The sequence below is a fragment of the Nocardia sp. NPDC055029 genome, assembly GCF_053608525.1.
This window is the reverse complement of record NZ_JBSGVQ010000049.1, coordinates 23324-35152: the sequence shown is the minus strand read 5'-3', so window position 1 is coordinate 35152 and position 11829 is coordinate 23324. Positions and strand designations below refer to the sequence as shown.

Sequence of the window (11829 nt, the reverse complement as noted above, 5' to 3'; positions counted from 1 at the left end):
TTTCCGACACGCCCACGCGCCGACCGGCGCAAAATCCGGGGCCGGGCGCGCCGGGTGGATTAATGTTCGCCGAGGCGAGAAGGCCAAGCTCCAGCTACCGAAGGATGATCATGGGCACCAGAGACCACCGGACGGCTCGCCACCGCCTGGGCATGCCCGGCGGTGTGCACTGCATCGAATACCCCGCCGTCGCAGCGACTCTCGCCGAATACCGACGCTCCTGGTTCACCGCCCTGGTCTTCCCCGCCAGACACAGTTTCGCCGCGATGCGCAAACGCCCCAGTATGGCCGCCGGTTACTGGGTGCCCGCCGCCGCGAGCTGATCCCTGCTCGGACAGCGCGGGCCCGGCGATCATCGCCGGGCCCGCGCGGCGTTCAGACCCCGACCAGCCCGCTCGGCGCGCGCCTGCTCCCCGGCTGCTGCGACGGCATCGCATTCGGCGGCACCGGATAGGGCACACCGTGCCCGAGGGTGCCCGCCGCGATGTTCGGACCGCACTGCACCGCCGCCGCGTCCGCCTTGGGACGCGGATCGGGCAGCACCGGCTTGGCGGAGTTCGGCGCCGCCGCGAAATCGAAGGTCGAGGTCATGTCGCCGGTGACGCCGCGCCGCCACGTGGTCAGGTTCGGCACCTCGACCCCGAACCGGGTTTCCAGCAACCGCAGCTGCGAGGTGTGGTCGAAGGTCTGCGAGGCGACCAGCCCACCGCGGCTGTAGGGCGAGACCACCAGGCACGGCACCCGGTAGCCGAGGCCGATCGGCCCGGCGATGCCGCCCGCCGCGGGCACCCGGTCCAGCGGCACGGTCAGGAACTCCCCTGCCGTACCCGGCGGCGGCGTCGGCGGGACGACGTGATCGAAGAAGCCGCCGTTCTCGTCGTAGCTGATGATCAGCGCGGTCTTCTCCCACACCGCCGGATTCGAGGTCAGAATGTCGAGCAGCTGCACGATCCCGACCGCGCCGAATGCCGCGGGCAGCGCCGGATGCTCGCAGTGCAGCACCGACGGCACCACCCACGACACCGCGGGGAGCGTGTTGTTCGCGACGTCGGCCTGGAAGTCGTTGGGGTACACCGGCGCGATGCCGCGCCGGGCCAGTTCGGAATTCGGGTCGGCGGCCTGGGTGAAACAGCCGATCATGCCGTCGAGGATCATCGACGACGCCGGTCCGGCATCGCGATTGCTGTAGACCTTCCAGCTCACGCCCGCCTCGGACAGGTTCTCCGGGTAGGTGCGCCAGCTGTAGACGTTCTTCGGGATGAGCAGCGGCGTCTCCACCAGCGGTCCGCCCGCCTGACCGTCGGGATCGATGGTGGCGCTGACCCAGTACAGCCGGTTGGGATCGGTCGGGCCGAGCACCGAGCAGTGGTAGTTGTCGCACAGGGTGAACGCCTGGGCCAGCTCGGTATGGATCGGAATGTCTTCCGGCAGGTAGTAACCCATCGCCGCGGGGGCGTTGGCCGGACCGACCGAGGCCACCGACATCGGCATCCACCCGTCGTTGCGTCCGTCGTTGAACGCCTTGTGCATGCCAGGCCAGGTGTGGTCGGGGTCGTTGATGCACTCGCCGTCGAGCGTGGCGCCCCGGGTGGTGTCGAGCCGGAACGGTTCGACAAAACCGTCTGCGGTGGGCCCGATTCCGGGCGACCAGCCGTACTGGCGCCACGATTCGGACGCCTCACCGAAACCACGCACTCCCGACAGGGTGCCGAAATAGTGGTCGAAGGACCGGTTTTCCTGCATGAGCAGGACGACATGCTCGATGTCGCCGAGCCCGCCCATCCCGGCCGGGTCGGCGGCGAAGGCGCGGTCGATGATCGGATTCGCCCAGGAGGCAAGCGTTCCCACGGCGCCGGCGGCCATCGCCTTGGCGAGGAACTGTCGCCGGTTGAGACCGGCGAAGGGACCAGAACTCATGTCGATGGAGCACCTTTCCCGAGCAGGGGATGGAGCAATCGCGCCGACACTACCCCACCGACCTGGGAAAAGGCCGAAGGCCCCGGTCCGTGTGGACCAGGGCCTTCGGTACTGCTCTACCCGAATCAGGCGTTGCCGGAGAGCTTCTCCCGCAGAGCCGCGAGCTGGGCGTCGCTGGCGAGCGAACCGCCGGCGGACTCGGCCGGGCCGGAGGAGGCCTGCGAGCTGCCACTCTCGGAGGAGTAGTTGCCCGAGGCGGGACCGCCGTTGGCGGCCTCGGCGGCAGCGTCGGCTGCCATCTTCTCCATCTGAGCGGTGTGCATCTTGTGGCGACGCTCGGCCTCGGCGTAGCGGCCTTCCCACTCTTCACGCTGCTTGTCGAAGCCCTCGAGCCATTCGTTGGTCTCGGGATCGAAGCCCTCGGGGAAGATGTAGTTGCCCGCATCGTCGTAGCTGTCGGCCATGCCGTACTTCGACGGGTCGAACTCGGCGTGGTAGTCCTCGTTCGCCTGCTTCAGCGACAGCGAGATCCGGCGACGCTCCAGGTCGATGTCGATGACCTTGACCATCGCGTCGTCGCCGACGGCAACGACCTGGTCCGGGACCTCGACGTGGCGCTCGGCCAGCTCGGAGATGTGCACCAGGCCCTCGATGCCCTCTTCGACGCGCACGAACGCACCGAACGGAACCAGCTTGGTGACCTTGCCCGGCACGATCTGACCGATCGCGTGGGTGCGGGCGAACTGACGCCACGGGTCTTCCTGGGTGGCCTTGAGCGACAGGGAGACGCGCTCGCGGTCCAGATCGACGTCGAGAACCTCGACGGTGACCTCGTTGCCGACCTCGACGACCTCGGACGGGTGGTCGATGTGCTTCCAGGACAGCTCGGAGACGTGCACCAGGCCGTCGACGCCACCCAGGTCCACGAAGGCACCGAAGTTGACGATCGAGGAGACCACACCCTTGCGGACCTGGCCCTTCTGCAGCTGGTGCAGGAACTCGGAGCGAACCTCGGACTGGGTCTGCTCGAGCCAGGCGCGACGCGACAGGACCACGTTGTTGCGGTTCTTGTCGAGCTCGATGATCTTGGCCTCGATCTCCTTGCCGACGTACGGCTGGAGGTCGCGGACACGACGCATCTCGACGAGCGAGGCGGGCAGGAAGCCACGGAGGCCGATGTCGAGGATCAGGCCGCCCTTGACGACCTCGATGACGGTGCCCTTGACGGCCTCGTCCTTCTCCTTGAGCTCCTCGATCGTGCCCCACGCGCGCTCGTACTGCGCCCGCTTCTTCGACAGGATCAGGCGGCCTTCCTTGTCCTCCTTGGTGAGAACCAGGGCCTCGACCGCATCGCCCACGGAAACGACCTCGTTGGGGTCGACATCGTGCTTGATGGAGAGTTCGCGGGAGGGGATGACGCCTTCGGTCTTGTAACCGATGTCGAGCAGGACCTCGTCACGATCGACCTTGACAATGGTTCCCTCGACGATGTCACCATCGTTGAAGTACTTGATCGTGGCGTCGATGGCGGCGAGGAAGTCCTCGGCGGAGCCGATGTCGTTGACGGCTACCTGCGGCGAGGTGACGGTGGTGGGCATATGTGGATTTGCTCCGGACGGATTGTGGTCGGTTGCGGACATTGGAACTTTCGGTACGCTGCGAGATCACCGCGACGAGGCGACGAAGGATACTGAGAAAGTATCGCACGGACCGCCGCACTTGCTGCTGATCAAACTCAGCACGGGCGACTCCGTCATCGGATACTGTACGCATTCAACCCCGGCGCACAGCGTTCCTCGAAAGACACTCGCGTGCCTCAGCGTACGCGACCTCGGTCCAGCCGGGCAAACCACCCCCCGCGCCACGCCGATACCCTGTTCACCGTGTCCGATGACGAACGCCACGCGCAGGCCAACGCGCTGCTGGGAACCACAGCGACCACCCGAACCAAGATCGGTTCCGCGGCCAGCGAGCGCGCGAGCAGGCGCTGGTGGGACGCCGATGCCGACCAGTACCACCAGACCCACGCCGACTTCCTCGGTGTCGACTCCCCCGGCGGCGAGTTCGTGTGGTGTCCCGAGGGCCTGCACGAGGGCGATATGGGCTTCCTCGGCGAGGTGACCGGCAAGTCCGTGCTGGAGATCGGCTGCGGTTCCGCGCCGTGCTCGCGCTGGCTGGCCGGTCAGGGCGCGCATCCGGTCGGCCTGGACGTGTCGATGGGGATGCTCGAGCGCGGAGTGGCCGCGATGGCGCAGGGCGGTCCGTGGGTGCCGCTGGTCCAGGCGGGCGCGGAGGCGCTGCCGTTCGCCGACGAGTCCTTCGACCTCGCCTGTTCGGCCTTCGGCGGTGTCCCGTTCGTCGCCGATTCGGCGCTGGTGATGCGCGAGGTCGCGCGGGTGCTGCGACCGGGCGGTCGCTGGGTGTTCTCGGTGAACCACCCGATGCGCTGGATCTTCCCCGACGATCCGGGCGCCGACGGCCTCGTCGCCCGGATCCCCTACTTCGACCGCACGCCTTATGTAGAGGTCGACGGCGACGGCGTTCCCACCTATGTCGAGCACCACCGCACCATCGGCGACCGTGTCCGCGAGATCGTCGGCGCAGGCTTGACCCTGCTCGACATCGTCGAACCCGACTGGCCGGAGTGGCTGGACCGCGAATGGGGCCAGTGGTCGCCGCTGCGCGGGGAAATCTTCCCCGGCACCGCCATCTTCATCACCGAGAAGCCGGGCGCCTAGAACTCGGGTAGGGCCGCGAAGCCGGATCGACCCCTCGACGATCCAGCGGGGCGCGCGGGTCAGTGCATGCGCACCAACAGGTCCCAGGGTTCCGGGCGCATCAGCTCGCCGCGAGATCCTCCAGCAGACCAGCCCGCGACGGCTCCCAGCCGAGATCCGTGCGCGCTGCGGTGGCGGCGGCGACCTGGTCGAGCATGAACGCCTCGACCATCACGCTCCAGTACTGCCGAGCGTCGGCGGGATCCCAGTTCTCGACCCGCGCGCCGGTGCGCTCGGCGACCACCTTCGCGGCATCGCGGACCGCGACCGATTCCTCGTTCGTGCCCAGGTAAACCGATCCGGCCGGCGCGCTTTCCACGGCCAGCGCGTAGAGCTCGCCGAGGTCGTCGGCGTGCACCGCAGACCACCGGTTGGAGCCGTCACCGAAGTGGCGGATCACGGAGCCGTCCGCACCCTCCTGCGGGCTCAGCAGCATCGGCACATAGCCCCGCCCACCGCCATAGACCAGACCGGGACGGATGCGCACCGTGCGCACACCGCGCTCGCTCGCTGCATCGGCGAGCAACTGCTCCACCGGCGGCCGCCAGGAGACGACCAGGGGCGGCGCGAACGCCGAGAGTTCGGTGGCCGGGACGTCGCCGGTATTGCCGTGCAGCCACAGGCCGCTGGTGTAGACCAGGGCCTTGCCTGTGCCGTGAAAGGCCGCAAGCAGCGCCTCGACGACGATGCCGTCCAGCTCGCCGGCGCGCTCGTCGTTGCTCGACGCGGCATGCACGGCGGCATCGACGGTCGCGGCGACGGCAGCCAGTGCGGCGGGGTCGAACAGGTCGGCGACAAGCAACTCGACGCCCTCGGGCGCCGGGCGGTCGGACGCGGTCACGGTACCGACAACGATGTGTCCGCGCCCGCGCAGTGCACGTGCCACCGCACTGCCGATGGTGCCCGAAACGCCGGTAACAAGAACTCGCATGGAGCGCTCCTCAACTAGATGCACGTTGATTTCTATCAACGTTAGAAATTGACTGTAGAGCCGCCGGACGGCAATGTCTATCCTTGTTAGAAATTGACCGAGGAGTAGCGACGTGCCCCGAGCAGGCAAACGGATCAAGGGAACCTCGGACGAACGCGCCGAGGCCCGCGAGCAGCTCCGAGCCGAACTGCTGGCCGCCGCGCGCTCGATCGCCGCGGAGTCCGGCGGCTTCGACGGCATCACCATGCGCTCGATCGCCGATCACGTCGGCTACACGGTGCCGATCGTCTACCAGTACTTCGCCAACAAGCGCGCACTGCTGGTAGAGCTTGTCGACGTCGGATTCACCGAGCTCGCCCACCATCTCGACCGCGCCGAGTGCCCGACGATCCAAGAACGCGAAGGCGGCCTGTTACCGGCGACCGCAGCCGCGTACTGGCAATTCGCCATGGCCGATCCGGACCTCTACCGGCTCATGCACACCCTGCCGGAGGTGCCCTTCGGCACTGCCGAAGCGCCCGCTCCCGCGCGTGCGTGCTTCGAAGCATTACGGCGGGCGGTCACCGCGGAAGCCGCCGACGGCAACCCCGAGTCGCGTGAGTGGGCGCACGACGCAGATGCCGCCGCCGATCTGCTCTGGGCGCACCTGCACGGGCTGGTCGGACTGGTACTCGACGGCCGTATCAAGGGCGGCGGGGAACGCGGTCGGATCCTCCTCGGCGACCTGACCCGCCTGTTCAGTCAGCCAGGGGCGCCCACGTCACGCTGAGCCGTGGCCTAGAACTCGGGCAGGGCCGCGAAGGCCGGGTCGACCCGTACGTTGGGCACGGTTTCGGCGATCCAGCGGCGGGCCCTGGTCAGGGCGTGATCGGGGAATACGGCGTCGAAACGGACGTCGTCGGACAGCAGATAGGGCAATCGACCGCGCAGACCCGGCGCGTACGGGTGGGGCGGGCACATCTCGGTGCGGTGGACCTGCGCGCCGATCGAGGACTCCCGTAGCCCGGGCACCCCGGTTTCGGGGCAGATGATCTGGAACACCGCGGAGCACCGATCCTTGGGCACCACGATCGACGCGGCGAAAACGAGCTCGCCCCGCGGGCCGGGCAATTGCGTCTTCTCCACCCGCAGCAGCGCGGGCAGCCGGTCGACCCACACCACGAACGCCTCGATCAGACAGCCGGTGCGGGCATGATGCTCGGCCAGCCGCCTGCGCAGCCGCGGCAGGTCGTGCAGCCGGGCCGGCAGGTCGGGCGTGCCGTTGACATAGGTCAACGCGACGACATCACGAGTGGCCGGATTCCCCCAGGTCGTGTTGTCCAACTGCTGCATTCCAGGAATGTCGAACGAGATGGGCACCGATCCAACTTACCGGCGCGGACCAGTTCGGTTGTCCCCGTACGGGGTAGAGCGCGTCGTTCAGGCCCGAACGCGCTCTTCGACCAAGTCGGCCTGCCACGATTCGTGACCGATCACCACCGCGCGGCAGCGCGGGGTGGCCAGGACGGCTGCCGGTGCTGCGCGGACATCCCTGATCCCGGGGTTTCGCCGTAGACTGGGTCGGTGCCGAGCGCTCTGGCCGACCGGGTGAGCCGCCTGGCCCGCGCGGATCATTCCGCCAAACGATTGCGTGAGCTCGTCTTGGCCGAGATTCGGCTGTCGATACCTTTCGCGGGCCATGTCTTCGCGCTCACCGACCCCGTCACCGCGGTCGCCACGGCGCCGCTCGCCGATGTCCCCGGGCTCGACATGTCCCGGCTGCCGGAGCTGATCCGGGCCCGCTACCTCACCCCGCTCAATCGCTGGGACACCCTGCGCGGCACCGGCGCCCGCTCCCTGCTCGACGCCACCGGCGGCGATCCGGACCGTTCACTGCTGTGGCGCACCGCCCAGCGCGAGCTCGGCGTCACCGACTCGGCCACGGTCACCTTCGCCGATCGCTATGGCTGCTGGGGTTTCCTGGAGCTGCTCCGCGTCGACGAATCCCCGTTCAGCAGAACCGAACTCACCGGCCTCACCGCGCTGACCGCCATCGTCACCACCGCCCTGCGCCGCACCATCGGCGCCACCTTCGTCGAATCCGACGCCCAGCTCCCGCCGCCGGGTCCCGCGGTGGTACTCCTCGACGACACCCTGCGCGTGCGCTCCCACACCGCGGCCGCCGCCGAATCCCTGCTCCGCCTGCTCCCACCCGACGAGCCGATCCCCCCGGTCCCCGCCTCCGTCTACAACGCGGGCGCCGCCCTCCTTGCCGCCGAAGCAGGCACTCCGATCGGCCCAGCGACCTCCCGCATCCACCTGGGCGGCAACCGCTGGATCACGGTGAAAGCCGATCGCATCGGCGACCACGACATCGCCGTAACCCTGGAACCGAGCACCGCCACCGAACGCCTCGACCTGTTCGCCCGTGCGCACGGCCTGTCCACCCGCGAATCCCAGGTCCTCACCCACCTCGCCACCGGCCTGGACCCCCGCGAACTGGCCGCCGAACTCGTTCTCTCCGAACAGACGGTCAACGACCACGTCAAAGCCATCCTCGCCAAGTCCGCCACCCGCACCCGACGGCGCCTCCTGTCCCGCGTGCTCGGCGTGGCGTGAGGGTGCTAGTCGCGCTTGGGTTTTCGGCCTGCCTGGTCGAGCGCAAGGCGGAGGGCGTACTCGATCTGGGAGTTGACGCTGCGCAGGTCGTCGGCCGCCCACTTGGCGATGGCCTCGTGGACGGCCGGGTCGAGCCGCAGCAGGATCTTCTTGGGTTCCTTCTTCGGCGCGGTCATGGCACCCGTCAGGCGTAGAGGGATCCGGTGTTCACGACCGGCTGGATGGCGCGGTCGCCACAGAGGACGACGAGCAGGTTCGAGACCATCGCGGCCTTGCGTTCCTCGTCGAGTTCCACCATGCCCGCGGCGGCGAGGCGGTCCAGGGCAAGGCCGACCATGCCGACCGCGCCCTCCACGATCTGGGTCCGCGCGGCGACGACCTGGGCGGCCTGCTGGCGGACCAGCATCGCCTGGGCGATCTCGGGGGCGTAGGCGAGGTGGGTGATCCTGGCCTCGATGACCTCGATGCCCGCGGTGAGGGTGCGCTCACGCAGTTCCACCGTCAGTTCCTCGGCCACCTCGGCGCCGTCACGCAGGCTGGTGCGGGCGTCGTCGTGCGCGTCGTAGGGGTGGGTGGTGGCCAGGTGCCGGACCGCCGCCTCGGACTGGGTCTCGACGTACTCCTCGTAGTCGTCGACCGCGAAGGCGGCCTTGAAGCTGTCGACCACCTTGTAGACGACGACGGCCGCGATCTCGACCGGGTTGCCGTCGGCGTCGTTGACCTTCAGCTTCTGGGTCTCGAAGTTGCGCACCCGCAACGAGATCGACCTGCGGTCGGTCAGCGGGACCACCGAGAAGAAGCCGGGCTCGGAGACCGAGCCGATGTAGCGGCCGAAGAAGGTGACCACCTTGGCCTCGTTGGGGTCGACGATGATCAGCCCGGTGGCGAGCAGCGCGACCACCAGCACGGCGATCACCGCGGCGACCGCGCCCGCCCAGGCCAGGGCGCCACCGCCGTGCTGCGCCGCGGAGATGAATGCCAGCACAGCGGCGGCACCGAACAACAGGGTGAACACGAGCCATCCCAGCAAGACGGCGAATCCGTTCATGCGGAATGCGGACCGCAGCTCCATGACATCCTCCAGATATCTGAGTGATATCACTAAGATAGTAGATGGAGGCCGCGGTCCACAAGCCCGGACAAGCCGCTAGCCGGTGGGCGCGATGTTGCGGTTGAACCGGAACATGTTGTGCGGGTCGTACTTCGCCTTCGCCGCGACCAGCCCGGCGTAGGTCCCGGGCGCGTATCCCGCTCGGGTCTGGGCCGCGTCCGCCGCCGCGCCCGCGCCGTAGAGGAAGTTGAGGCTGTGCCCGATAGTCCACGGCGCCACAGCTTCTCGCACCATGGCCAGTCCGGCGGGTGCGGCGTCACCCACTCCGGCGTCGGTGATCACCCGCACGGCGTACTCGGCCTCCCGGTGATCGACCGCCACGCCCGTGCCCCGGCGCAACGCCCCACCGAGGTGACGAATGTCGACGACCGCGTCCACCGGCCCACCGGGTGCGGTCAGGCCGCGCAGCGCGGCGAGCCCGTCGGCGGTGAGCTCCGTGAGCAGCGCGTTGGTGGCGGCGTAGGCGTGCGGGAAGTCCGGATCGCTGTGGATGGTGTGCGATTCGGTGTAGGGCATGGTGCGCACGGAGTCGCGCAGGCGCCCACCGATCGCCCGCAGCGGCGCGACCAGCTGTTCCCCCTCCTCGGCCGGGCCGTGGAAGGCGATGCGGATCGAGGCGACGTGCCTGCCGCGCAGCGGTTGCGGCACGGGCGGGATATCGGGGAAGGTGACCACGGCGACGGTAGAGGTGAGGGTGTCGGGCAGCGTCGCGGTCCATTCCCGCCACGTCTCCAGCGCGGTGTCGACCAGCGGGGTGTCGAAGATCAGCTGGCCACCGTAGACCTCGGTGACGGGGACGAGGTCGAGTTCCAGGCCGGTCACCACGCCGAAATTGCCACCGGAGCCGAGCACCGCGCCGAACAGTTCGTCGGCCGGGGTGAGCGTGCGCATGCGCCCGTCGGCGGTCACCAGGTCGATCGAGCGCACATGGTCCGCGGCATAACCGAATTCACGAGCCAGCAGGCCGAGGCCACCCCCGAGCACGTACCCGACGACGCCGACCGACGGCGAGGAACCGTTGAGCGGTGCCAGCCCGTGCCTGGCCGCGGCCTCGACCAGCGCACCCGCGCGCACCCCGGCACCGACGCGGGCCGTGCGGGCCCGCGGGTCGATCGAAAGGGCGTCCATTCGGCGGGTGGTGATCAGCACGCCACGATCCGCCGCCACCGAGAGGCCGTGCCCGGTCGCCTGCACCGCCACCGGAAGTCCCTGCCGGGCAGCGTATTCCACCGCCGACCTGATGTCCTCGGCGTGGACCGCCCCGACGACCAGCGCGGGACGGTGGGTGTAGGCGGTCTGGAATCCGGCGACCTCCTCGGCATAACCCGCGTCGCCGGGCGTGAACACCGGGCCGGTGACACGGAGGGATTCGATGGTCTGCGATGCGTTCTCGGTCATGCCATCGACTGTGCCGCCGCGCCAATCAGAAGTACAACAGATAGTTCTTCTCACTGCGATAACAGATCATTATGCCAAGTACCTAGAATGGCCGGATGGAACTGCGGCAACTCCGGTACTTCGTCACTGTGGTGGACGAGGGCGGCTTCACGCGGGCGGCCGAGCGTCTGCACCTCACGCAGCCGGGCCTGAGCGCCCAGATCAGGCAGCTCGAGCGTGAGCTCGGCCAGCGACTGCTCGACCGTGGCGCCCGCACCGTGACACCCACCGAGGTCGGGACCGCCGTGCTCGAACACGCGCGGGCCGCCCTGGCCGCGGCCGACCGGATCGGCGAGACCGTAGAGGAATTCACCGGGCTGCTGCGCGGGCACGTGCGGCTCGGGGTGATCTCCGGCGCGGCCACCGAGGAATTCGATGTCGCCGGCGTGCTCGCCGACTTCCACCACGACCACCCGCGGGTCGGCATCAGCCTGACCGAGGACACCGCCGAGCGGATGCTGGCCGCACTCGAACGCGGCGAACTCGACATCGCCCTGGTCGGATTGACCGGCGCCGCACCGAATCCCGGCATCGGCCTCGAGGTGATCCTGGAGACGCCACTCGTCGCCGCCGTCGCGCTCGGCGCACCGGACCCCGCCGAGTCGGCGGGCACGATCACCCTGGCGGCGTTGGCCGATCGGCGGCTCATCTGCCTGCCGACCGGGACGGGCCTGCGCGGGGTCTTCGAACGCTCATGCGCCGCAGCCGGTTTCACCCCACACATCGCCTTCGAGGCGGCCGCTCCCCCCTTGCTGCTCCGGCTGGCCGCCCGGGGCCTCGGCACCGCGATCGTCCCCGCGCTCACCCCCGCCGAGGCGACCGCGTTCGGCGTGCGCGCACTCGCCATCGTCGAACCACGAATCCACGGCCGCCTCGCCATCGCCTGGCGCACCGACCGTCCCGGCGGCCCGGCGGCGAAGGTGCTGCTCGGCCAGCTGCGGATCGCGCTCGGGCAGCGCGCCACCGGGTGAATCGCCGCCACACCACCGCATACATCACGCCACCGGATCGACCCCATCAGTGCGAACGCGGTCGTATCGCCGGTGGCCGGTTCGGCG

12 protein-coding genes are annotated in these 11829 nt (G+C 69.1%); 5 read left to right on the top strand and 7 right to left on the bottom strand.

What is annotated here, in order from left to right; all coding sequences use genetic code 11:
• Positions 1-110: 110 nt before the first annotated feature.
• The gene (locus ACWF9G_RS30555; protein ID WP_452500945.1) at positions 111-323 is read left to right on the top strand and encodes a hypothetical protein; all 213 of its coding nucleotides are present in this window, start codon (positions 111-113) and stop codon (positions 321-323) included.
• Positions 324-375: 52 nt separating this feature from the next.
• Here ACWF9G_RS30555 and ACWF9G_RS30550 read toward each other — a convergent pair whose 3' ends face one another.
• Both ACWF9G_RS30550 and rpsA read right to left on the bottom strand, forming a co-directional pair.
• Positions 376-1917: a phospholipase C gene (locus ACWF9G_RS30550; RefSeq protein ID WP_452519581.1), complete on the bottom strand. Its 1542-nt coding sequence runs from the start codon at positions 1915-1917 to the stop codon at positions 376-378.
• Between the two features lie 125 nt (positions 1918-2042).
• Complete coding sequence (gene rpsA, locus ACWF9G_RS30545) at positions 2043-3515, bottom strand: 30S ribosomal protein S1 (RefSeq protein ID WP_189034021.1); 1473 nt, start codon at positions 3513-3515, stop codon at positions 2043-2045.
• Between the two features lie 285 nt (positions 3516-3800).
• Between rpsA and ACWF9G_RS30540 the strand changes: the two genes are divergently transcribed.
• A complete protein-coding gene (locus ACWF9G_RS30540) occupies positions 3801-4655 on the top strand; it encodes a class I SAM-dependent methyltransferase (RefSeq protein ID WP_452519579.1) in 855 nt (284 codons plus the stop codon).
• A gap of 100 nt (positions 4656-4755) precedes the next feature.
• Here ACWF9G_RS30540 and ACWF9G_RS30535 read toward each other — a convergent pair whose 3' ends face one another.
• Positions 4756-5625 (bottom strand): NAD-dependent epimerase/dehydratase family protein, encoded by an 870-nt coding sequence (locus tag ACWF9G_RS30535; RefSeq protein WP_452519577.1) that lies wholly within the window; start codon positions 5623-5625, stop codon positions 4756-4758.
• 112 nt (positions 5626-5737) lie between these two features.
• Here ACWF9G_RS30535 and ACWF9G_RS30530 point away from each other — a divergent pair, with 112 nt between their 5' ends.
• Complete coding sequence (locus ACWF9G_RS30530) at positions 5738-6394, top strand: TetR/AcrR family transcriptional regulator (protein WP_452519576.1); 657 nt, start codon at positions 5738-5740, stop codon at positions 6392-6394.
• An 8-nt stretch (positions 6395-6402) separates the two neighbouring features.
• Here the strand turns inward: ACWF9G_RS30530 and ACWF9G_RS30525 are convergent, their stop codons facing one another.
• The gene (locus ACWF9G_RS30525) at positions 6403-6957 is read right to left on the bottom strand and encodes a hypothetical protein (protein ID WP_379310008.1); all 555 of its coding nucleotides are present in this window, start codon (positions 6955-6957) and stop codon (positions 6403-6405) included.
• A gap of 231 nt (positions 6958-7188) precedes the next feature.
• On the opposite strand from ACWF9G_RS30525, the gene ACWF9G_RS30520 reads away from it, so the two are divergent.
• Positions 7189-8223, top strand: coding sequence for a LuxR C-terminal-related transcriptional regulator (locus ACWF9G_RS30520; protein ID WP_452519574.1), 1035 nt, complete (start codon positions 7189-7191; stop codon positions 8221-8223).
• Between the two features lie 5 nt (positions 8224-8228).
• Here ACWF9G_RS30520 and ACWF9G_RS30515 read toward each other — a convergent pair whose 3' ends face one another.
• From ACWF9G_RS30515 to ACWF9G_RS30505, 3 genes are all read right to left on the bottom strand, one after another.
• A complete protein-coding gene (locus ACWF9G_RS30515; RefSeq protein WP_357168092.1) occupies positions 8229-8399 on the bottom strand; it encodes a toxin-antitoxin system HicB family antitoxin in 171 nt (56 codons plus the stop codon).
• 8 nt (positions 8400-8407) lie between these two features.
• Complete coding sequence (locus tag ACWF9G_RS30510) at positions 8408-9295, bottom strand: SPFH domain-containing protein (RefSeq protein ID WP_379310006.1); 888 nt, start codon at positions 9293-9295, stop codon at positions 8408-8410.
• Positions 9296-9370: 75 nt separating this feature from the next.
• Positions 9371-10732 carry an FAD-binding oxidoreductase gene (locus ACWF9G_RS30505; protein ID WP_452519572.1) on the bottom strand — a complete coding sequence of 454 codons (1362 nt, stop codon included), beginning with the start codon at positions 10730-10732 and terminating at the stop codon, positions 9371-9373.
• A gap of 95 nt (positions 10733-10827) precedes the next feature.
• Between ACWF9G_RS30505 and ACWF9G_RS30500 the strand changes: the two genes are divergently transcribed.
• Positions 10828-11742 (top strand): LysR family transcriptional regulator, encoded by a 915-nt coding sequence (locus ACWF9G_RS30500; protein ID WP_379310004.1) that lies wholly within the window; start codon positions 10828-10830, stop codon positions 11740-11742.
• Positions 11743-11829: the final 87 nt, after the last annotated feature.